14 protein-coding genes are annotated in these 23,721 nt (G+C 38.1%); 11 read left to right on the top strand and 3 right to left on the bottom strand.

Translation table 11 applies throughout. The annotated features are described in order from the left end of the window. Nucleotides 1-43 precede the first annotated feature (43 nt). The gene (locus IEX65_RS04725; protein WP_188764881.1) at nucleotides 44-514 is read left to right on the top strand and encodes an Lrp/AsnC family transcriptional regulator; all 471 of its coding nucleotides are present in this window, start codon (nucleotides 44-46) and stop codon (nucleotides 512-514) included. Nucleotides 515-611: 97 nt separating this feature from the next. Here IEX65_RS04725 and IEX65_RS04720 read toward each other — a convergent pair whose 3' ends face one another. The 3 genes from IEX65_RS04720 to IEX65_RS04710 all read right to left on the bottom strand — a co-directional run bounded on the left by IEX65_RS04720 (nucleotide 612) and on the right by IEX65_RS04710 (nucleotide 4,884). After that, nucleotides 612-1,130: a PEGA domain-containing protein gene (locus IEX65_RS04720; RefSeq protein WP_188764880.1), complete on the bottom strand. Its 519-nt coding sequence runs from the start codon at nucleotides 1,128-1,130 to the stop codon at nucleotides 612-614. A gap of 74 nt (nucleotides 1,131-1,204) precedes the next feature. Continuing rightward, nucleotides 1,205-3,580 carry a metallophosphoesterase gene (locus IEX65_RS04715; RefSeq protein ID WP_188764879.1) on the bottom strand — a complete coding sequence of 792 codons (2,376 nt, stop codon included), beginning with the start codon at nucleotides 3,578-3,580 and terminating at the stop codon, nucleotides 1,205-1,207. Between the two features lie 59 nt (nucleotides 3,581-3,639). Then, nucleotides 3,640-4,884, bottom strand: coding sequence for a tetratricopeptide repeat protein (locus IEX65_RS04710; protein ID WP_229250520.1), 1,245 nt, complete (start codon nucleotides 4,882-4,884; stop codon nucleotides 3,640-3,642). A gap of 171 nt (nucleotides 4,885-5,055) precedes the next feature. Here IEX65_RS04710 and hpt point away from each other — a divergent pair, with 171 nt between their 5' ends. From hpt to IEX65_RS04660, 10 genes are all read left to right on the top strand, one after another. Then, on the top strand, nucleotides 5,056-5,586 hold the full coding sequence (hpt, locus tag IEX65_RS04705; protein WP_188764878.1) for a hypoxanthine phosphoribosyltransferase: 531 nt from the start codon (nucleotides 5,056-5,058) through the stop codon (nucleotides 5,584-5,586). 127 nt (nucleotides 5,587-5,713) lie between these two features. Next, nucleotides 5,714-6,007: a DUF6958 family protein gene (locus IEX65_RS04700; RefSeq protein ID WP_188764877.1), complete on the top strand. Its 294-nt coding sequence runs from the start codon at nucleotides 5,714-5,716 to the stop codon at nucleotides 6,005-6,007. Between the two features lie 84 nt (nucleotides 6,008-6,091). Continuing rightward, nucleotides 6,092-8,656 carry a M14 family metallopeptidase gene (locus IEX65_RS04695; protein ID WP_188764876.1) on the top strand — a complete coding sequence of 855 codons (2,565 nt, stop codon included), beginning with the start codon at nucleotides 6,092-6,094 and terminating at the stop codon, nucleotides 8,654-8,656. 365 nt (nucleotides 8,657-9,021) lie between these two features. Further along, nucleotides 9,022-9,372 (top strand): LytR/AlgR family response regulator transcription factor, encoded by a 351-nt coding sequence (locus IEX65_RS04690; RefSeq protein ID WP_188764875.1) that lies wholly within the window; start codon nucleotides 9,022-9,024, stop codon nucleotides 9,370-9,372. A gap of 66 nt (nucleotides 9,373-9,438) precedes the next feature. After that, nucleotides 9,439-9,636, top strand: coding sequence for a hypothetical protein (locus IEX65_RS04685; RefSeq protein ID WP_188764874.1), 198 nt, complete (start codon nucleotides 9,439-9,441; stop codon nucleotides 9,634-9,636). A gap of 3 nt (nucleotides 9,637-9,639) precedes the next feature. Next, nucleotides 9,640-12,246: an Ig-like domain-containing protein gene (locus tag IEX65_RS04680; protein ID WP_188764873.1), complete on the top strand. Its 2,607-nt coding sequence runs from the start codon at nucleotides 9,640-9,642 to the stop codon at nucleotides 12,244-12,246. Nucleotides 12,247-12,375: 129 nt separating this feature from the next. Further along, a complete protein-coding gene (locus tag IEX65_RS04675) occupies nucleotides 12,376-21,402 on the top strand; it encodes a BspA family leucine-rich repeat surface protein (RefSeq protein ID WP_188764872.1) in 9,027 nt (3,008 codons plus the stop codon). A 137-nt stretch (nucleotides 21,403-21,539) separates the two neighbouring features. Next, the gene (locus IEX65_RS04670) at nucleotides 21,540-22,511 is read left to right on the top strand and encodes a glycosyltransferase family 2 protein (RefSeq protein ID WP_188764871.1); all 972 of its coding nucleotides are present in this window, start codon (nucleotides 21,540-21,542) and stop codon (nucleotides 22,509-22,511) included. Then, nucleotides 22,508-23,260 carry a hypothetical protein gene (locus IEX65_RS04665; protein ID WP_188764870.1) on the top strand — a complete coding sequence of 251 codons (753 nt, stop codon included), beginning with the start codon at nucleotides 22,508-22,510 and terminating at the stop codon, nucleotides 23,258-23,260. The genes IEX65_RS04670 and IEX65_RS04665 overlap by 4 nt, the downstream gene beginning before the upstream one ends. 211 nt (nucleotides 23,261-23,471) lie before the next feature. Next, a complete protein-coding gene (locus IEX65_RS04660; RefSeq protein ID WP_188764869.1) occupies nucleotides 23,472-23,717 on the top strand; it encodes a hypothetical protein in 246 nt (81 codons plus the stop codon). Nucleotides 23,718-23,721 lie beyond the last annotated feature (4 nt).

The following is a 23,721-nucleotide window of genomic DNA, read 5'->3' as shown; positions in this document are numbered from 1 at the left end:
TGTGCCAAATAATATTTTGCACTTCCAAAAACAATTACTCCCAATGAGTATTAACAAACTTGACCAGATAGACCATAGCCTACTGGAAATCCTTCAAAGTAACGGTAAAATTACCAACGCTCAACTTTCAAAAGAAATCGGTTTATCACCTGCACCTACCCTCGAAAGGGTAAAGAAATTAGAAACTTCGGGTATCATCAAAAGCTACCACGCTCAAATAGATAGAGAAAAAGTTGGTCTTGGAGTTATGACATTTGTACAGGTTTCGCTTGCGGGGCATAGAAAAGCTGTAAGTGAGGCTTTTGTCGAAAAAATTTCTAAAGTACCTGAAATCATCGAGTGTCATCACGTAACTGGCTCATGCGATTTTTTACTGAAAGTTATTGCAAAGGATATTAATTCGTACCAAAAACTTATCATGGAAACTATCAATGAGATTGAAGAGGTAGCAAGTACCCAAACGATGGTGATTCTTTCTACTTTCAAAGATACACAGGTTTTACCCGTACCTTGACAGATATTGATTTGTCCACTGTCAATAGTCGGCAGTCAACTGAAGTTAAAAAAGCTCTAAAACTAATGGTTTTAGAGCTTTTTTATTGCCATTTTTATCAAGGTAATTTTTCAATCTGACCAATTTTTTGCCAACTTGGGTCTGGTTTCAATATAGTAGCAATAAAAACTTCCCTCTTTTTATAATTTAGAACATTCGCACCATTCATTTTCATTTGTGCTGAAATTTGACTCGGTGTCAGTTTGTACATACTTCCTGTAACTGCATCTATTACAATTCCAATCACTCCTCCTATTAATATATTGCCGAAAAACCATCCATCGACTTTTCGTTGTAAGATTGTTTCATAAGGCATATACCCTTCAAGTGATAGTGTAATTTTGTACTCTTTTTTAGTACTTGGTTCACCATCCATTCTGCCCATACGTGGTAAACCTAAAACTTTTGGTGTCTGTCCGAAATCTTTATCATCAACTCGTATTGTTGCACCTTTGGGTTGGCTACTAATAAAAACATCTTGGCTTTTACCGTGAATAATTGATGCACAGCTCATAGAACTAAGTAGTAAACAAGAGCAAATGAAGAATTTAAAAACCTTATTAGTTGTAGAATTCATAATAAATTGTGTTTAAATAATTGTGGTGATATAAAATTGGTAAAACAAATACAGTGCTAATATTGAGTAAGAAATCAATTTTTGATAATTTTCTTACTAAATCTCAAACTTGCCGATTTTATTGTAATTATATAAACTCCTGCGTGCAAATCACTCAACAAAACTTTCTCTGACTGATTAAACGATACATTTTTTTGTAGGACTTGCTTCCCTCTTACATCTTTGATTGTCAGCGTTCCGATGATTGGTTTAGCTGTGTGGTTTTCAATCGTAATTTCATCGGATATTGGATTTGGGAAAATGCTTATTTTTTCAGAAGACTCCTCGTTGCTCAACGGTGCTAATACACTCACACTATTTTCTGATAAAACCGTACCTACACCGCATAAATTCGTCACTTTTTCGATTGTATAATTGATAGCAGCCGTTGGTTTAACTTTCAAACTTAGTTCTCTTGCCTGCGTTGTTGCTTCTGGTAAGGAAGTGATTTTATAGGTAAAAGGCGGCGTACCATTGAAACGTAAATTTAAGGTAAGGGTGGTATCAAAAGGCATGACTTTATTACCTACAAAACCGAGCGATGCTGGAGTGGCAATTGAGAAGCTTTTACTTGGAACTTCTTCAAAAAAATCAGCATTTGCTCTTACTCGAAAGCGATAATTTTTCCCTTCTGGCAAGGCATCTGACAGAATTATCTGAAACGGACTTTTATTAGTTCTTCCCAATAGTAAAGGTTTCGTGAATGAACCATTGGCATCTGACAATTCGAGTTGATATTCCCATTTATCAAGTTGAGTATTTTTGACCGAGAATGGCACACTTACACTATTTTTGACACAAACCTGTACACTTTCAGGAAATTCGGTTAACACAACTGGCTGAGGTAAAACTGAAATTTGAAAATTATCTTTCAAAAAGCCAAGCGAATCTACCACCGAAATAATTGTATCTTTTCGAGGCGAAATCTCTATAAAATCTTGATTATTTACTCCATTCGACCATAAATGTGAACCTTTCCACGAAGAAGTCAAACGAATTTTTTCACCGTATTCTAACGTTTTTTTCTCAGTTTTATTGACATTCTTAAAAACCGTAAAGTTATCTCTAATCACGCCATCGGCAGCAACCCAACGAGCATCTAAACGGTTATCATTAATTGTAAAAAGCAAAGAACCTCCAATCGAAATATTAGAATATACAGAACTCGGATGTGGGTTTGGGTCGCCGTTCCAATCCAAACGACCTGCCGAGCCGACTACGCAGTAAATTGTTCCTTCATCTTTATTTATATATGGTCGAGAATCTCCTTTTTTTTCGTATTTACCATTTGCCCATTGAGTAGGATGTACGTAATCATTGAAAGTAAAAGATTTTCCGACATGGCCTTTCATCAAATGCGAACGTTCGTATGAATGGCTATGCCCATTCAAGATTAAATCTACCTTATATTTATCAAAAATAGGCACTAATGCTTCTCTAATAGCAACCAAATCAGCTTCCCCATCAGAATCATGCGAACGCTTAGTATAGGGTGGATGATGAAAGGTTATAATTGTCCAAAGAGATTTTCCTTTACTGGCTTCTAAATCATTGACAAGCCATTGATATTGCTTACTCTGAGGGTCTGAGAGTCGATACTTGCCCTCATCTAAGCCATAAGAATCAAGTGCGATGATGTGAATATTTTCATAATTAAATGAGTAATATTCTTTTGTGTTTGATGGTAAGCCACCCATTTCCCCTTTGGTTGGTACACTAATTACTTTGAAATAATTAATCTTTTTATCAACTTGCCCAGTGGCAGTTTCATAGTATTCATGATTGCCTGGGACTGGGAAGAACGCTGTATTTCCGAGAATATTGCTACCATAAAAATCAAAAATTTGGCGTTGATATTCAATATCAGTGCCACAACAATAGGCGTTATCACCCAACCAAAGCCATAAATCAGTGTAATTAGATTTGTTTTTAAGGTATTGTTCCTTTACAGCTGTTTGATTTTTTTCGTAAACTTCAGTCGAGTTATCTCCAAAATCGCCCATGGCCCAAATATTTATCGGACGATTGTCGGTTGGGCTTGGAGCAGTGATGAAATAGTAGTCTTTACCCGATGCTAAGGGTTTTGTTTCTGTTCCAACAGTATAGGTATATTTCGTATTGGCTTGAAGACCTTTGAGTTGAACAATATGCTCAGTAGTTGATAGATTATCTAATTCTATTTTCGGAGTAGTTGCACCACCATTATTTGGCGAGTCTATATTAAAAGTAACCAAACTTTGGGTCGGCACGTCAGTTCGCCAGCGAATAATGACACCGTTTTGACCTAATTGCTGTAAGTATGGCCCACGAGTGATGGTTTGTGCATGAAGAAGCCCCATCCAATCCTCTCCGATTGGTAGGGATAATATTGAATAAATCAGTACTGTTAACTTAAATACTTTTTTGAGCATATTTTTGGGAAATTTTCCCAAAAATACGCTCAAAAGTGCTTTCATTATTCGGAAAACTATTATTTCTTTTTCTTTTCTGCTTTTATTAGCTTTTTAGTTTCATCAATTAATTTACTGGCTTCTTTATACGTATCAAGCTTTTTATCACCATTGCTTGTCACGATATTAAAATATTGCAGTGCTTTTACATAATCTTTTTCGGCACTTGCAATTTTCCCCAGAGTTAGGTTTGCTCCAAGAAAATAGCCCGAATCTTTGGAGTTATTTTGTAAGGCGAAATCAATCGTTTTTTGATAATACTCTTTTGCTTTGGGTAAATCTCGCTTATAATTATAGTTGATATAACCTAAAATATAAGCTGCATAACGCCCTGCGGTACTTTCATAGCCATACTTAGCTACATTCACGTTGGCCAATAATTCTTCAGCCAGTTTTTCAGCTTCGTCAGATTTACCCAACATAAAGGCTGTTCGTGCGGCATAACGATGAAAAAACGAATTATCTGGATACATGGCGTGCATTTGGGCTGCTTCATAATAAGCCTTTTGGTGCTGATTCTCCATCGAATAAATTTGCATCAAAAAATATTTTGCTTCCATTCGGGTATAAAAAGCATTCGATGCAACATACTCCAACTGCTTGATTCCCTGTGCTTTAACTCCTTTATGAAAGAAAACTAACATCGGTTTGAGTGAAGGATAATTTTCAGGAATCCATTTTGAATAATAATTATAAAGCCCATCACCTATGGCCAATTCGGGGTTAAAATCACCAAATCCACGGCACTTATCAAGGTATTTCATGGCTTGCTTGCCATCCCACGCTGCTTTAATCCAATTCCCACGCTCTGAATGTAATCGACCTTTGAAAGCATAAGCCGCTGCTTGAAAGAAAGCCGCTTCTTTGTCTCCATCGTCATCATCAAGCATATCATCGGCTAAATCAATAGCTCGGTCCATATTAGCAAAAAAAGAATCATCGTGCGATTCATCTTTGGTGTCTGGCACTATTTTCCACCACTCGTTTAGCCCGAGTAAGAAAAAACCAATCGGATGCTCGGGATATTTAACAGTCAACCATCTAAAATCACGTTCAGCAGCATCGTATTTAAAGTTATACATATTATTGATGGCCTGCGTAGCTTCTATCTGAATTGCTCGATTGGCCAATAATACCTCGTGTTGTTTCTTTTTTGTGCTGCCTCCAAACCACGAAAACTGAGCCTGAGCCATTTGGCTCATCATCAACAAAACTAATACACTTCTAAAACTCATTTTTACTGACATCTGATTCAAGGTTTTCATAAAATAGCTTTTATGCAACATTAACGCCTATTTGGTTTCTAAATTATACAAGCTTAAAATTTTCTTAAAATTATTTATCTAATTTTCATCGAGATTTTCGCTTTGGGCGAAGTCTTCCTTAAAATTCAAATCATTTTCTTAAATTGCATCATCAATAAAATTACCACCAAAATGAAACAAATCAGAGATAAATCTTTCGTGCCATTCATCGAACATAATCCACTACAAGACCGTATAAAAGCACTTGCTCAAGAAATAAACAAAGATTACGCAGGAAAAAATCCATTATTAATAGGAGTTTTGAACGGTTCGTTTATGTTTATTGCCGATTTGTTTAAATCTATTGAAATTGAATGCGAGGTAACTTTTATAAGAGTTTCGTCGTACCAAAGTACAGAATCTACTGGAAAAGTAAAGCAAGTATTAGGTTTGAAAGAGGATATTCAGAATCGTCACATTGTAATTGTAGAAGATATTGTTGATACAGGCATGACGATGCAGGAAATTTTGGGTCAATTGGCTGCCAAACAACCTGCTTCAATAAAAATCATGACCATGCTTTTCAAACCCGAAGCGTTGAAAGTTCCACTAAAACTCGATTATGTGGGTTTTGAGATTGAAAATAAATTTGTAGTTGGCTATGGCCTTGACTATGATGGTTATGGTCGGAATTTAGACGCTATTTATGTTTTAAAGGAATAAATACACTGTAATTTAAGTTAGCAAAGTTTATGTGCGGCCGATACTCAGTCGCTGTCATTCCGAAGGAATCTGTTAGCAACAAATGAAGTCTAATAAAATAAGTTGAATTTTGATAGATTTATCAAATATGAAAAGCGAACAAATACAAACACTTCACCCCCACGAGGGAAAAACGAATAAACGGATTTCCTTAGAAAAATACCTTATCGTAAAAGAGAATATTCTTTCAATTTTGAGTGAAGCTCAGCTCACACATACTGAGCTGATGGAGCGTTTGTACGAAAATATTAAAGATACTTTTGAGGGAGGTATTCAATGGTACGGAGAAACCGTCAAACTCGATTTAGAGGCAAGAGCAATAATCGAACGAACTGGCTCAAAACCAGAAAAATATAGATTATTGAAGGATATTCAGGAATAAACACCAAACTTCTATCAAAGGCCAATAAAATCTTAGGCTTTTTTCTTAACTTTAAGTCATCTCAAACTAAACCCTAAAATCACCGTGAAGAAACTTCTAACGTTTGTTTACTGCCTCGGCATTTCTGCCATTTCTTTTGCCCAAAACGATTATTTTTTTCCTAAAAAACAGCTCAATTCAGCTATTCCGACTCCAGAACAGTTCTTTGGATATGGCATTGGTTCGCACCACACTCGCCATGACAAATTGGTTGAGTACATGCGTGAACTCGACCGAGTATCTGACCGAGTAACAGTTCAGAAAATTGGAGAAACCAACGAACATCGTGAGCAAATCATTGTAACGATTTCTACTCCTGATAACATCAAGCGTTTAGAGGAAATCAGAAAAGAGCATCTAACAATTACTGACCCAAGCAAACCAATGCCCGATACCAAGAAAGCACCTGCCATTATTTGGTTGGGCTATAATGTACACGGCAATGAGCCTTCGGGTGGAGAAGCCTCGATTCTGACGGCCTATTATTTAACTGCAACCGAAGACCCAGAGGCACTCGGGTGGCTGAAAGATGCCGTGATTTTGATGGAGCCCGTAATAAATCCAGATGGACGTGACCGCCATACACACTGGGCAAATATGCACAAAGGCGACCCGATGGTAGCTGATGCCAACGACCGTGAACACAACGAAGTTTGGCCAGGTGGACGTACGAATCATTATTGGTTTGATTTGAACCGTGATTGGTATTTGGCGGTGAATGTTGAAAGTAGGAATCGTTTGGCGTTTTATCATCAATGGTTGCCAAATGTCGTGACTGATTTTCACGAAATGGGGACTAATGCTTCACACTTTTTTGAACCAACCAAAGAAAATGCCGAAAATCCACTCGTTCCGAAATACGTTTACAAAGAACTCAATGGGCGATTTGCAAAATATTTTGAACAAGCCATGAATGAAATCGGCTCGTTATATTACACCAAAGAATCGTTTGATAACTTTTACCCTGGCTATGGCTCAAGTTACCCTGATTTAGAAGGAGGCTTGGGGCTTTTATTTGAACAAGCAAGCTCACGTGGGCACGTACAAGAAAGCCAAAATGGAGATTTAACTTTTGGTTTTACGGTCAGGAATCAACTTGTCAATGCTTTGGCAACTGTGCGAGCATCGTTGGTTGAAAAAGAAAACTTATTGAAACATCAACGTAATTTCTTTTCGGAGACGATAGCACAAGGGCAAAAATTTGCCACTAAAGCCTATATTATCGGAGATGCCAACGACCAAAGCCGTAATCGTGCGTTTTGGGATTTATTGCTGCAACACAACATCGAATTCTATCATTTAGCTGGTGATGTTACCGAAAATGGGTCAACTTTCAAAAAAGGTAAAGCAGTGGTGATTCCATCGGCACAGCAACAGTTTTTAATGGTTCGTTCGATATTTGACCGACCAACAACTTTTGCCGATAGCTTATTTTACGATGCATCGGCATGGAATTTAGCACTGGCTTATGGGCTTCCTCATGCCGAATTGAAAGGAGCTTTCCAAAAAGGAGAACATATCACAAAAACCGATTTAAAGCCAACTCCTACCCCATTCACCAAAAGTAACTACGCTTATCTGATTGAATGGACAGATTATTATGCTCCAAAAGCCTTGAACCAACTACTTGACAACCAAATACTTACTAAGACTTCTTTCAAAAAATTTGGTATTGGTGGCAAAGAATATGGCTACGGAACTTTATTGGTTTCTGTACAAAAACAAAAAATCACTTCAGATGAATTATACCAGAAATTAAAACAAATTTCGCAAAATACGGGCGTTACGATTGAACCAGTTTCGACAGGATTTAGCACATCCGGCATTGATTTAGGAAGTAATAGTTTTCAGACCGTTAAGAAGCCTCAAGCAATGATGCTCGTTGGTGGAGGTGTGACATCATCAGAGGCTGGTGAAGTTTGGCATTTATTAGATACAAAAATCGGAATGCCAATCACGAAAGTGGAAGTCTATAACTTTGCTCGTTTGAATATCAACCGATATAATACAATCGTGCTGGTGGGTGGAAATTATGCCGTTCTGGACAAACCAGCAATCCAAAAACTAAAAGCATGGGTTGCCAATGGAGGAACGTTAATTACCCTAAAAACTGGCACAGAATGGGCTATAAAGCAAGAAATTGTAAAAGAAAAACTCCGTGAAATAAAGCCAGATAGTAGCCGAAACAAAGCTCGCATCAACTACGAAGATTTGCAGGCTTCGGAAGGTGCCAAGCAAACAGGTGGTGCAATTTTTGAAGCAGAACTCGACATTACGAGTCCAATTGGATTTGGTTTTACAGGTAAAAAATTGGCTATTTATCGTAATAATAATACGATTTTAGAGCTTAGCACAGGAGCAGCAAATTCGGTTTTAGTTTATACTCAAAATCCAAGAATTACGGGTTATGTACATCAGGAATCTTTGAAGCGTATAGCAAACTCGGCAGCTATCAACATAAGTTACGAGGGAAATGGCCGAGCAATTTTATTTTCTGATGACCCAAATTTCAGAGGGACGTGGTTTGGTACCAACAAACTTTTCTTGAATGCCCTTTTCTTTGGTAGTAATATTAGTTCTGGAGGACAATTTGGAGCTGAAGAAGAATAAAGAAACATTTTGAGAGTTTCCTTTTTATGAAGGAAACTCTTTTTTATTATTAAAATTTACCGCAAATTTCAGGCTAACTTTCTCGCATACCTATCTTTTCCAAAAACCTACTCAGTTTTATCCCAAATAGCGGGTTTTTAAATGAAAAAAAAATCCTTATTAAAGAGGCTCACTTAAAAGGATTAAATCTTTACCTCTCTTACACAAATTTCACTTTCTTGTGAGCAAAAATCTATTATTTTATTACTTCATTGGTCTATTTTCTTACGAAATGTCAAAAATGAGTTAAAGAATGTTCAAAATGAGCTAACACCATAGGGGCTAAAAATAATACCTTTGGATAAGACTTTTAGCCCAATTAGACCATGAATAACGAAACACTTTTGCACATCGGAGGCAGACTCAAAATTGCTCCTAAAAACATTCGCCTTCTCAAAGCCGACATCAACTATACTGAAGTTCATTTAGACGATGGCCGTACGATAATTTCATCTATCACTTTAGGAATCTTAGAAAAAAGATTGCAGGAATTCTCATTTTTTAGACCGAACCGTTCAGTTGTTATCAATCTTGATTATGTAGTCGGTTTTGAAGAATCATCGGCACAAATAAAGATGGAGAATAATGAAATCTTTAAGATTTCATGCCGCCGAGCCAAACACTTTTACGATATATCTAAGCCCAAAATAAGTGGAACTTTCATGATTGAAAGATAGAATACTTCATCAAATCTTTCCTCGCTTTTTGCTGAATAATCAAACATACCTAAATCAATTTTTACCATGAAAAAACAGTTTACTTCAAAGTTTACACTTAGTTGTGCCTTTATTATTTTCAATCTGATTGCTATCAATTCGTTCGCAGTAATTAGATATGTTAAACCTACTGCTACTGGAACGGGCGATGGCTTATCATGGGTCAATGCCTCTGCTGATTTACAGGCAATGATAAACGCTTCATCGAGTGGTGATGAAGTTTGAGTAATGGCTGGAGTTTATAAACCACAGAAGGATGGTTCGGGAAATGCTTCGCCTGCTGACCCGAGAGATAAGCTATTTTTAATAAAAGATGGTGTGAAAATATACGGCGGTTTTATTGGTACAGAAACGTTGCTTAGTCAAAGAAATTGGTCAAATAATAAAACGATACTTTCGGGTGATATTGATAACAATGACACCAATACTGATGGAAACAATATTAATGAAAGCCATACGGATATTGTCGGAAGCAATGTTTATCATATAGCTGTTTTTATTGGTAATGGTTTAAATGCTCCCACAGTATTAGATGGTTTTATTCTTACGGGTGGTCAGACATTCTCTACGGCAGTATCGGCTCCCAGTCAAGATATAAATGTAGCAGGTGTAGGAAATATAAATGTTAGTTCGTTTAGAGGAGCCGCTTTGATGTTTTCTATTGCTACTGCACAGATTAAAAACTGTGTAATTACTGGTAATTTTTCAAATTCAGGTGTCCTGTATCAAAACAATCAAAATAGTTGGGCAAACTTGGTAACGACACTCGAAAATTGCTATTGGACTGGTAATACAAGTAATTCTACAGGTATGATATTCTTTCACCGTACTTGGGTAAATATGATTAATAATGTCATAACAAATAACACTGCTAATGGTGGTGTTCTATATATTTCAAGTAATCAGCCAGGTGGTAATGTTATTAATATCAATCATTTGACTTTTTATAATAATACTACTACAAGTTCAAGCCCTGTCTATTTACAGTCAGGTATTGTAAATATTACCAACTCCATCATACGAAATGCTACATTGGGAAGTTTAAATATTATCAATAATACATCTACACTTACTATTTCAAACTCTAACGTTTTAGGGTCAAGTTTAAATGGTTCGTGGAATCCTGCCGATGGTACAAATGGGGGTAATAATATGGATTTACCGCCACTTTTTAGCAATACTGCTAATATAATTGGGGTAGATAATAAATATTTTACGGCAGATGATGGATTAACTCTTACATCTTGTTCGCCGATGATTAATAAAGGAAGTACGGGACTAACCACCGATGTAATGGGTAACGCTCGCCCTTTTGAATCTCAAACTGATATTGGAGCATACGAGTTTCAATCAGCATCTACTGTGCCAGCCGACCCAACTACCGTATCAGCAAGTAGTACTTCTGTTACTTGCGGACAAAGCGTTACTTTATCAGCCACTTGTACCACTGGTACAGTTACGTGGTATAATGTTTTTAACGGAGGTACAAGTATTGGCACTGGAACGGGTTTATCTGTTACTCCACTTGCAAATCCATCGGTTTATTATGCCGCTTGTGAAACAAGTGCTACCTGTATCAATATAACTCGAATTTCGACTGGAAATATAACCGTAACTTTACCCACAGACCCAACTAACATAACAGTTAGCAGTACGGCAGTCTGTCCGGGTACACAGGTAAGCCTAAGTGCAAATTGTACAGGCGGAGCTATACCCGAATGGTATAATGGAGCAACGGCTCTTTCGACAACCACGCCATTTACCCCTACTGTTACTTCAAACATTACATATTCGGTCAAGTGTAAAAGTGGAAGTTGTTATAGCAATGCTGTTAATGCTCAACCAATAGTGATTTTAGGAACACCAACTAATATTACTACCAGCATAAGAAATATCTGTGGCAATACAATACCTGCCATCACATTTTCAGCAACTTGTGCGGTGGGAACTGTCAGATGGTACAATGCCCCAAGTGGTGGCTCATTGGTAGGTACAGGCAGTCCGTTTGTAAACACACCTGTCAATCCAACTCCCGGATTTAATCGTTATTATCCAAGTTGTTCAAACGGTACTTGTGAAAGTAATCGTGGCTCAGGAGAGTCTTTTGTTTATACACCCGTTCCGAGCAATGTAACTGCCAACCCAAGTTTTATTTGTTCAACAAGTAGTGTAACCTTATCAGCAAGCTGTAGCAATGGTAGCCTTAACTGGTATAGTACCGCAACTGGAGGAGCATCTATTGGTACAACTAATTCTATTTCACAGACAGTGAGTACCACCACCACTTACTATGCCGAGTGTACAAATAACTTTTTGAGTATATGTAATACAGACAGGGTTCCTGTCACTGTAACATTAGAATCAACCCCACCAAACCCAACTAATGTTTCAACTGATAAAACACTGGTTTGTCCTGGCTCAAATGTCTCATTATCAGCAACTTGTAGTAGTGGCACTATCAAATGGTATAATTCTGCTACAGGAGGTGCAGCCCTTGGAACTGGTAGTCCATTGGTACAAATGCCAAGTACAACGACCACCTATTATGCCGCTTGTGAAAGTGTCTCGTGTGGTAATAGTAGTAGAATCCCTACTCAAACGGTACAAGTAAGTTCAGTTGGTAGTAATCTCAATCTAACAACGAATATTTCAGGTACAAGTATTCAGACATCATCAAATACAATTACAGCAACTAATACAGTTTTGGCAGGAGCAAATGTAAAGTATTTGGCAAATAATAGTATTACGTTGAATCCACTTGTTGGAGGTGGTTTTCAAGTAGCAAATGGAGCTGTATTTGAGGCGAAAATTATGGCCTTGAGTGGCTGTAACTAAGACAAAAGGAACAAATGTATTGACATACCACTCAATAAGATTTTTTTGAAAACTTTTCCCTTCTCAATACATTTGTTTTTCTTTTCTATCCCGAAGGTTAAACTTCTTCAGAATTTATACTAATTACGTATGAAACAATTTCTTCTAAACCTTTTGCTATTTATCAGCATTGCAGGATATTCACAATCTATTTGGACTTATGCTGGTGGTAATGGTTCTGCTGGTGCTGAAATTTCCTCTGCTATTTGTACCGATGCCTCTGGAAATATATATGTAACTGGTAGATTTTCTAACAGTGTTGACCTTGATTATGGCTCAGGCACAGCCAGTGCAACCTCAGCAGGAAGTAGCGATGCCTTTATAGCCAGTTATACTTCAGCAGGTGCTTACAGATGGTCTTTAGCTTTTGGTGGCACTGGTGCTGATTACGGCTCTGCCATTTGTACCAATGGCACGGATGTGTATGTATATGGTTTATATTCGGGGTCTAATTCGAGTATAACCATAGGAGGTATTACCATAACCAATCCTGGAACTTCAAGTGATTGCTTTATTGTAAAATTAAACGCCTCTACTGGAGCAGTTACTTGGGCAGTTACCAATGGAGGAACAGCAAGCGATACTCCTAATGCAATTTGTTTAGACCCTTCGGGTAATGTCTATATTTCTGATTCTTATAATACCTCTTTTAATGGTTGTAGTAGTACATTTACCTCAGTGGGAAGCTCTGACCTATTAATTCAAAAAATAAACCCAAGTAATGGCTCATGTGTGTGGGCAGCAACAGGTGGTTCTTCATTTGGTGATGGCTGCCCTGGCTTGTGTTATGTGCCAGGAGGTACAGGAAAACTGGTAGCCTCTGGGTTCTTTTCGGGGCTTACAGCTACTTATGGGTCTTTACCCTCATTCACTAATTCAAGTCCAACTGCTAATACTACGGCTACTGCTGATTTAGTTGTTTTAGAGTTAAATGCTTCTACAGGTGCTTTTACAAATGGCATAAGTTTTGGAACAAATACTACAGTAGGAGATGATGCTTCTTCATGCACTTATGATGCCAGTACAGGCGATGTTTTTGTTTCTGGTAGTTTCCCTGCCGCTATGACTTTACCAAACGGAGGTGCTGGAATTTCGCTTACTAATGCTGGTGGCAATGATATATGGATAGGTAGGTATTCTACAACCAGTCACAATTTTGTGTGGGGAAAATCTGCTGGTGGTTCTGCTGGTGATTTAAACACTGAAAAATCGTATAGCATTATTAGTGATGGTACGGGTACTATTGCAATTACTGGTAGCCATAATTCAAGTCCTACCAATTTTGGTTCCTTAAGTTTAAGTAATAGTAGTGGTAATGGTCAAGTTTTTATTGCAGGTTATAATGCTGCAAACGGTACGGAGTTGTGGGCAAATAATGCCACAACAACTGCAACAGCAGCAAATTTAAGTGCAGGAAGAGGCATTACCACCAATACAAACTCAGGTACTTATTGGATAACGGGTACATTTAATAACACAACAACTTTTGGTTCACAGCCAGGCTTAACCTCAGCAGGCTTTGCCGATTTGTTTAATGCAAAGTTTACAGCACCAACAGCTCCTACCGTAACAACCACCACAGCGAGTGGGGTTGGAAATACAAGTGCTACCTTAGGAGGAAACGTAACTGCTACTGGAGGAAGTACAGTAATTGAAAGAGGAATAGTTTGGTCAGCAAACTCTAATCCAACTATCAATGATACGAAGGTTGCAAATGGCTCAGGTACTGGAACTTTTAGTGGCACAGTAAGTTCGCTTCCATCTGGTACACTTATTTACTTTAGAGCATACGCTACAAATCTTGCGGGTACTTCTTATGGTTCTGATTTAAGTTTTACAACAACGGCTGCTAATCCCGAAATAAACCTCAAAGGGAATGGAACGTCAATAGTTAGCGGTGACGCCACCCCATCAGCTACCGACCATACTGATTTTGGCTCTCAAAATGTAGCATCGGGTACGATAGTAAGAACCTTTACGATTGAAAATACAGGTACAGGAATATTAAATATAAGCTCAATAAGTACAGGAAGTAGTGAATTTGTAATTGGAGGAATTACATTACCTACCACAATCAACGCCGCAAGTTCTACTACATTTACTGTAACCTTTGACCCTTCTGCAACTGGTACTCGAACCGCTACCCTCAATATTGCCAATAATGATTCTGACGAAAACCCTTATAATTTTGCTATTCAAGGCACGGGGACAGCTTCATCAGCCGACCTTTCAATTACTTGCACTGATGGTCTGACATCCGTCGCCCCAGGAAATTCAACTACTTACACTATCACGGTTTCGAATGCAGGGCCTGATGCTGCGACAAATGTTAACGTCGCTGATACCTTCCCAGCTTCATTGACCGTTAGTTGGACAGGTGTAGGTGCTGGTGGTGGCACCGGACCAGCTTCTGGCACTGGAAATATCAACGCAACACTAAATTTACCAGTGGGGGGCAGTTTTACATTTACTGCTTCAGCGAGTATTTCATCTGCTGCGACTGGAACTTTATCTAATACAGCAACAGTGTCTTCATCTGTAACAGACCCTAATCCTGCTAATAATTCAGCGACCGACAATACCACATTAACCCCACAAGCCAATGTTTCGATTACTAAAACAGATGGTGTAAGTACAATCAATGCTGGCTCTGGAGTTACTTATACAATTACTGTATCGAATGCAGGACCATCTAATACAACTGCAAACGTAGGTGATACTTTCCCTGCTGTTCTTACTGGAATTACCTGGACTGGTGTAGGTGCTGGTGGTGGTACTGGTACAACCTCTGGTACTGGCAATATCAACGAAACTATCAATCTACCAGCAGGAGGTTCGTTTACTTATACTGCATCAGCTACATTGAGTGGGTCGGCAACAGGTACTTTGAGTAATACTGCAACTGTTAGCTCAACCGCTACAGACCCTGTTCCAGGTAATAACTCCGCAACTGATTCGGATGTTATTAATTCATTGCCTGAAATCAATCTCAAAGGTAACGGAACCACTATTGTAAGCGGTGATGTAACCCCTTCAGTTATCGACCATACTAATTTTGGTTCTCAAAACGTAACATCTGGAACATTTGTGAGGACTTTTACAATTGAAAATACAGGCTCAGCAACATTAAATATAAGCTCAATAAGTACAGGAAACAGCGAATTTACAGTTGGAGGAATCACACTACCTGCCACTATCAACGCTTCAAGTTCTACTACATTTACCGTAACTTTCGACCCTTCATCAGGTGGAACAAGGACAGCTACGGTGAGTATTGCCAATAATGATTCTAATGAAAATCCTTATACATTTGCCATTCAGGGTAATGGTTTGGCTGAAACGAGTTTGAGTTTGAGTTCAGGTACAAATCCTTCGATAGTTGGGAATAATGTTGTCTTTACAGCAACTCTTACTTCCAATTCAATCGGGTTAAATGGTCAGACTGTTACACTTACAATAGGTGCTTCAAATTATACATCTACAACCAACTCATCAGGTATTGCTACGTTTTCTATTTCAGGTTTGACATTCGGAACGCACAGTGCTACGGCATCTTATGCAGGAAATGCTACACAATATGCAGCGAGTACCAGCAATACGGTGAGCCAAGTAGTAAATCCGACTGGAACGCCGTTTATCACTCGTTGGAACTTGGCTACGACTGGGTCTGGAAGCACCCAGTTTGGTTTTAATGCTTCTACTGGCGGAACTGTCAATTATACATGGCAAGAAGTAGGTGGTGGAGGTGCTACTGGTTCGGGGTCATTTACGGGTTCACCAAATATTACAGGCCTGCCATCGGGGGCAACGATTGATTTAAGTATTTATCCAACAAATTTTCAAAGAATATCTATTAATAGTGGCCCTGATAGGAGTAGGTTGATTGAAATAAAACAATGGGGTAATGTGGCGTGGACAGATTTTAGTGCTGCTTTTGGTGGATGTAATAACTTGAATATTCTGGCTACTGACGTACCAAATCTATCATCTGTTAGGAATATGTCATATATGTTTTTTAACTGTTCATCTCTAAATAGTCCATCAAATATAAACTCATGGGTTATATCGGGTGTAACAAATTTGGAGGGTATGTTTAGTGGTGCTACAGTATTCAATCAGGACATTAGTGGATGGAATGTATCGACTGTAACAAGGATGACGGCTCTATTCAATGATGCAAGTGCATTTAATCAAAATATTGGTGCGTGGGATGTATCATCTGTTACAGATATGGGTTCTATGTTTTCTAACGCTACTGTATTTAATCAGAATATTGGTGCATGGAATGTATCAGCCGTAACAAAAATGAATGCTATGTTTATGAATGCTGATGCCTTTAATCAAAACATAGGTAGCTGGGACGTATCAAATGTAGATAACATGAGTTATATGTTTGCTAGTGCTAATGCATTTAATCAAAATATTGGTGCGTGGGATGTATCATCTGTTACAGGTATGAATTCTATGTTTTCTAATGCTATTGCTTTTAACGGAAACATAGGTAGTTGGAACGTCTCGGCAGTGACAAGCATGAGTGATATGTTTAAGGGAGCGATAGCATTCAATCAGCCCATAGGTAATTGGGATGTATCAGCCGTTACAAGTATGGTTTATATGTTTAATGGAGCAAGTGCTTTTAATCAAGACATCAGCAGTTGGAATGTATCAGCCGTTACAAATATGGGTATAATGTTTGATAATGCCAGTGCATTCAACCAAAGTTTGGGAGCTTGGGGTACGAAACTTAATGCAAATGTTAATTTAAGCTTTTTTCTTAACAATTGTGGTATGAGCATTGCTAATTATGATGCAACTCTCACAGGATTCAATGCAGGTACTGTAACTGGCAGAAATATGGGGGCAACAGGCAGGCAATACTGTGCATCTGCGGCCGATAGAGCTAATTTAGTTTTAGCTACAAGTAATGGTGGTAAAGGTTGGACGATAACGGGTGATGTAAGTGCGGTTATTGCTACACCCACAGGCACAAACAATCCAACGATTTGTAGTGGAACATCTGCTTCATTAACCGCTACTTGTGCCAGCGGCTCACCAGTTTGGTATAATTCCAGCTCGGTAGCAATTCCATTTACAGGCTCGCCTTTTGTAACGCCTAATCTAACCTCACCAACAACTTACAATGTACGATGTGAAAATGTGACTTGCCAAAGCGGATTTGTGGCGGTAAATGTTTCGATAAATTCCTTGCCAGTACCCAATCCAAGTTCTAATTCGCCTGTTTGTAGTGGAAATTTGCTCAACTTAACATCGGCTGCAAGTTTAACTTATTTATGGGCAGGACCTAATGGATTTACATCTTCATTAAGAAATCCAAATATTTCTAATGTAACAATATCAGCAGGCGGAACATACACCATTACACAGACAAATAGTTTTGGTTGTACAGCAAGTGCTACAACGTCCGTTGTAGTGAATTCTACTTCAAATCCTAATCCAAGTTCAGATTCTCCGAAATGTGTTGGACAAACCCTGACCTTAAATTCGACTCCAGGCATGACCAATTACTCTTGGACAGGACCCAATTCATTTACATCAAGTCTTCAAAATCCAAGTATTTCAAATGTTACAACGGCAGCCAATGGAGTTTATACATTAACCGTTACAAATGCAAATAATTGTACGTTAAGTACCACGACACAAGTTATAATCAATAGTAATCCAACTGCAGGCATCAATGGAGGTGGGCAAATAACTTGCTCGAATCCAAGTATTTCGCTCACTGCAACAGGTGGAGGAACGTACAATTGGAGCAATTCTTTGGGAACAAATGCCACTGTAAGTGTCTCTCAATCTGGTAATTATACCGTCACTGTAACAGGTAATAATGGTTGTACGGCTACCGTTTCAACTAATGTTTCTATTGATAACAGCGTGCCGAATGTGCAAATTACTGGTACAAATAACCTAAGTTGTGCCGTAACAAGTGTCACAAGAACCGCAACAGGTGGGGGAACTTATCTTTGGTCAAACGGCTCTACAAGTGCCACAATTAATATTACCTCCGCTGGTATTTATACCGTCACAGTTACTGGTAATAATGGTTGTACGGCTACCGCTACGACTTCTGTAACAAATGACGGTTCATTACCGAATGCTCAAATCAATGGCTCGGATAACCTAAGTTGTGCCGTAACAAGTGTCACAAGAACCGCAACAGGTGGGGGAACTTATCTTTGGTCGAATGGCTCTACAAGTGCAACTATTAATATTACATCCGCTGGTAATTATTCCGTCACTGTAACAGGTAATAATGGTTGTACAGCTACCGCTACTACCAATGTTTCTATTGATAACAGCGTGCCGAATGTGCAAATTACTGGTACAAATAATCTAAGTTGTGCTGTAACAAGTGTCACAAGAACCGCAACAGGTGGGGGAACTTATCTTTGGTCAAACGGCTCTACAAGTGCCACAATTAATATTACTTCCGCTGGTAATTATTCCGTCACTGTAACAGGTAATAATGGTTGTACGGCTACCGCTTCAACTAATGTTTCTATTGATAACAGCGTGCCGAATGTGCAAATTACTGGTACAAATAATCTAAGTTGTGCCGTAACAAGTGTCACAAGAACCGCAACAGGTGGGGGAACTTACCTTTGGTCGAATGGCTCTACAAGTGCCACAATTAATATTACTTCCGCTGGTAATTATTCCGTCACTGTAACAGGTAATAATGGTTGTACGGCTACCGCTACTACCAATGTTTCTATTGATAACAGCGTGCCGAATGTGCAAATTACTGGTACAAATAATCTAAGTTGTGCCGTAACAAGTGTCACAAGAACCGCAACAGGTGGGGGAACTTATCTTTGGTCAAATGGTTCTACAAGTGCAACTATTAATATTACTTCCGCTGGTAATTATTCCGTTACTGTAACAGGTAATAATGGTTGTACGGCTACCGCTACTACCAATGTAACAAACGACGGCTCATTGCCGAATGTGCAAATTACTGGTACAAATAATCTAAGTTGTGCTGTAACAAGTGTCACAAGAACCGCAACAGGTGGTGGAACTTACCTTTGGTCGAATGGCTCTACAAGTGCCACAATTAATATTACTTCCGCTGGTAATTATACCGTCACAGTTACTGGTAATAATGGTTGTACGGCTACCGCTACTACCAATGTAACAAACGACGGCTCATTGCCGAATGTGCAAATTACTGGTACAAATAATCTAAGTTGTGCCGTAACAAGTGTCACAAGAACTGCAACAGGTGGGGGAACTTATCTTTGGTCGAATGGCTCTACAAGTGCAACTATTAATATTACATCCGCTGGTAATTATTCCGTCACTGTAACAGGTAATAATGGTTGTACGGCTACCGCTTCAACTAATATTTCTATTGATAACAGCGTGCCGAATGTGCAAATTACTGGTACAAATAACCTAAGTTGTGCTGTAACAAGTGTCACAAGAACCGCAACAGGTGGAGGAACTTACCTTTGGTCGAATGGTTCTACAAGTGCCACAATTAATATTACATCCGCTGGTAATTATACCGTCACAGTTACTGGTAATAATGGTTGTACGGCTACCGCTTCAACTAATATTTCTATTGATAACAGCGTGCCGAATGTGCAAATTACTGGTACAAATAACCTAAGTTGTGCCGTAACAAGTGTCACAAGAACCGCAACAGGTGGGGGAACTTATCTTTGGTCAAATGGTTCTACAAGTGCAACTATTAATATTACTTCCGCTGGTATTTATACCGTCACAGTTACTGGTACGAATGGTTGTACGGCTACCGCTACGACTTCTGTAACAAATGACGGTTCATTACCGAATGCTCAAATCAATGGCTCGGATAACCTAAGTTGTGCTGTAACAAGTGTCACAAGAACCGCAACAGGTGGTGGAACTTACCTTTGGTCGAATGGTTCTACAAGTGCCACAATTAATATTACATCCGCTGGTAATTATACCGTCACAGTTACTGGTAATAATGGTTGTACAGCTACCGCTTCAACAAGCATAACATTCACAAATAATCTCAATATTTCAGCTTCAAATACTGGTCCTTATACTATTGGGCAATCTATTGTATTGTCTGCAAATGGTGGTACAAGTTATTCTTGGGTAGGTCCAAATAATTTTAATAGTACAAACACTAACCCAACTATCCCTAATGCCCTGACAATCAATGGAGGTATTTATACAGTCACAGCTACAACTGGTGTTTGTACAGCAACCGCTACAACTAATGTTGTTGTTTCTGGGGTTGAACCTTGTACACAAATTATTGATTTGCAGTATGTTAAAGCAGGCAATCCTTTCCAGCCGCTTTTCTCGCTTTCTAATGGTATGACTATTCAACAACTCGCAGAACCAGTCTCAATTCTTGCAGTTCCTATTTGTCAAAACATTACTATCGAAAGTGTTGATATGACTATCATTGGCCCTGAACAAAACTGGACAATCTTGCAAAATGTGCAACTTTTTGCTATGTTCGATAATTTAGGAAACGATGTATTTGGTAGAAATCTCATTCCTGGCACTTACACTATCACCATTACAGGATACGCTCAAGACAATCGAGGCGGTGGTATTGTTTATGGTCCAGTTAATACGACCTTTACAATCGTTGGGAATTTGGCAACCATTTCTGCTCCAACCCTAACAAATAATACACTTTGTGCAGGTAGTTCGGTTGATGTTACTTTCTCGACAACTGGTTCTTTCAATCCAAGTAATAATTTCCAAGTTCAACTTTCAGATGCTAATGGTAATTTTGGAACTCCAACTATTATAGGTTTAACAAATGTGGTTGGGACAGTTACGTGTCAAATTCCACAGGCAACCGCTGGAGGAAGCAATTATCGCATAAGAGTGGCTTCATCGAACCAAGCTTTAGCAGGAAATCCATCTATAAGCACGGTTTCAGTCATTCCAGCAACAAAATCAATTACAACTGATTTGACTGGAACTTTAACCGAACAAGCCTCGCAAACAATTACAGCTTCAAGTAAAATTGTTGCTCCTGCAAACGTTACTTACCAAGCAGGGAAAGCAATACAACTAACAGCTGGTTTTGTAGCAAATTCTGGTACAGTATTTAAAGCACAAATCAGAGTTTGTAATAATTGATAAACCAATAAGTTGATTGAATAAAGTCCGAATAAAGTTATCTTTGTTCGGACTTTATTTTTAGAAATTGTCAGCAATACGATTCGAGATTTAAAACTCATATTATAGCCTTGAAAATTTCATTTTGCACGACGGTTATGAATCGCTTATATCATCTGAAGGAAACCCTTCCGATGAATTTAGCCGACAACATCGCTACCGAAAACATCGAGTTTGTCATTTTAGATTATAATTCTACCGATGGTTTAGAAGATTGGGTGCAGCAAAATTTCGACCAATTTTGCGGTAAGGTTGCTTATTTCAGAACTACTCAACCAACTTTCTATAACCGCAGCCATTCTCGAAATATGGCTTTTAGATTAGCCAGTGGCAATATCGTTTGTAATTTAGATGCCGATAATTATGCAGGAAAAGGTTTCGCTGAATACCTTACGGCTATGTTTCAGCAGCATAATTCGATTTTTATTGCTCCACAAAACAATAATCTGAGCGATACTTTTGGGAAAATATCGACTACAAAAAGTGATTTTCTACAAATCAGGGGATACGATGAAGCAATTAAAGGGTATGGTTTTGAGGACAACGACCTCAAGAATCGTTTAACCAATTTAGGGCGAACAGAAGCGACATTTAATGACACAGAATTCCTAAAAGCCATTACACACACCGAAGAAGAGCGAATCAAAAACGAGTTTATTTACAATCATCTACAAGCCATTTTTGTAGAAAATCTTAGTTATTGGCAATCAAAATTGACTATTCTTTATAAAGATAATACTTACGAATCCGCCCAGATTATTGATAGCATGTATAGCAATCCAAGTATAGAAATTGAGACGATTCGCCCGCTCGAATTTCTAAATAGATATTACATTCTTGAAGATTCTATCGAAAAAGGCCTTTTTAATGAAGATTTAGTAGCGAATGCAACCGTAGTAACGAAGCAAGAAACGCTGATTTCGACCATCAATTTTTATTCTCAACTAAGCAATAAACTTCGATTTATGGATAATTTTCACAATAAACGAACAACTGTGAATGATGAGTCTTTCGGAAGCGGAATAGTTTATAAAAATTTCGATTATACCAATCCAATTATTCTGGCATGAAAAATCTTTTTACGAATAATCAACTCGAGGGATTCATGATATTTTCTCATAAAAGAAATTGGAAAGCGATTCTTTCTCTTTTAGAAGAAACCTTAGACAAGAATCAATTCTTTTTCTTTTTCGATTCCGAACGGGGGTATCACCTAAAAGTGTTCAGCCCAAGCATTATAAAGAATCAATTAGATACTATTTCCTCCTATTTAGTCTATCTACCTGTGTCCGAAACAACTGTCAGTGAAGACCCATTATTCAGGAATGTTCCCGAAAACACCTTGCATAATATCAAATATATTCCTCAAACGATTAATATCACTTATCCTGACAACTTGGCAAGTAACGAATATGTCATTTTTTTGAACAACCTAAGTTCGGTTGTGGTTGATGCACTCCGATACAACGATTTTTTTGTAGAAGAAAAAAACAGAATCAACTTTGCTATTCAGTTAATTTTTATGGCTTTGGTAAAAGCAAATAAAGAACAAATTAAGAAAGAATTAGTCGAAACGCTCGAAAATACCCCGAATAACATTGATAATAACTCGCCGTTAGTTAATTTTTATAGAGAAGTGCAACAAATAGAGTCTGAAGAAAAAATAGAAAACTGGGTAATAAATTGGCTGAATGTTGCGTCTGATTTTTTAAATAAAGCACCTTTTCATACATTGGTAGAAAGTATATGTACGATGCTCGAAATCAGAAATTTTGCCCCTCAATTACTGTACACTACGAAAGCAGTACTACAATATTGATTTCAATCGAAATTATTAAAATTATTGCAAAAATCATACCACTTAATAACTTTTTTTTATTTTTTGACATATATCAAAAAAGGCAAAATGAGGGTATTTTTAAGGCTCATAATTACTTAAAAATCATATATTTGTAAAGTAATTATTTAGACAAATAATCTATTGAGTGAACCAAAGTCTAAATGTTCGTGAACCTTAAAAAATAAACACAATGAAATCATTAGACAATTTCTCATCGTTTGAAATCACAAACGCAGAAGAAGTACAAGGTGGTACTTTCGGACTTTTATCATTATTATGTGCACCCAAAACAACATGCCAACCTGCACCTTGCTACACTCCACCGCCACCATCTTGTAACACTGGAGGTTATTCAAACCCATGTGCTCCAAAACCAACAACTTGCCTTCCAACAATCTCGTTTTCATTTAGCTTGTCGTTAGGTATTTGCAAATAATTTT

The sequence above is a fragment of the Emticicia aquatilis genome, assembly GCF_014644295.1.
Lineage (GTDB): Bacteria > Bacteroidota > Bacteroidia > Cytophagales > Spirosomataceae > Emticicia > Emticicia aquatilis.
This window is presented reverse-complemented; position numbering and strand designations above follow the sequence as displayed.

Excerpts from the sequence above, each read along its gene's own strand:
- IEX65_RS04725 (WP_188764881.1), top strand. The coding sequence starts at position 44 with ATGAGTATTAACAAACTTGACCAGATAGACCATAGCCTACTGGAAATC.
- IEX65_RS04720 (WP_188764880.1), bottom strand. The coding sequence starts at position 1,130 with ATGAATTCTACAACTAATAAGGTTTTTAAATTCTTCATTTGCTCTTGT.
- IEX65_RS04715 (WP_188764879.1), bottom strand. The coding sequence starts at position 3,580 with ATGCTCAAAAAAGTATTTAAGTTAACAGTACTGATTTATTCAATATTA.
- IEX65_RS04710 (WP_229250520.1), bottom strand. The coding sequence starts at position 4,884 with ATGAAAACCTTGAATCAGATGTCAGTAAAAATGAGTTTTAGAAGTGTA.
- hpt (WP_188764878.1), top strand. The coding sequence starts at position 5,056 with ATGAAACAAATCAGAGATAAATCTTTCGTGCCATTCATCGAACATAAT.
- IEX65_RS04700 (WP_188764877.1), top strand. The coding sequence starts at position 5,714 with ATGAAAAGCGAACAAATACAAACACTTCACCCCCACGAGGGAAAAACG.
- IEX65_RS04690 (WP_188764875.1), top strand. The coding sequence starts at position 9,022 with ATGAATAACGAAACACTTTTGCACATCGGAGGCAGACTCAAAATTGCT.
- IEX65_RS04685 (WP_188764874.1), top strand. The coding sequence starts at position 9,439 with ATGAAAAAACAGTTTACTTCAAAGTTTACACTTAGTTGTGCCTTTATT.
- IEX65_RS04680 (WP_188764873.1), top strand. The coding sequence starts at position 9,640 with ATGGCTGGAGTTTATAAACCACAGAAGGATGGTTCGGGAAATGCTTCG.
- IEX65_RS04675 (WP_188764872.1), top strand. The coding sequence starts at position 12,376 with ATGAAACAATTTCTTCTAAACCTTTTGCTATTTATCAGCATTGCAGGA.
- IEX65_RS04670 (WP_188764871.1), top strand. The coding sequence starts at position 21,540 with ATGAATCGCTTATATCATCTGAAGGAAACCCTTCCGATGAATTTAGCC.
- IEX65_RS04665 (WP_188764870.1), top strand. The coding sequence starts at position 22,508 with ATGAAAAATCTTTTTACGAATAATCAACTCGAGGGATTCATGATATTT.
- IEX65_RS04660 (WP_188764869.1), top strand. The coding sequence starts at position 23,472 with ATGAAATCATTAGACAATTTCTCATCGTTTGAAATCACAAACGCAGAA.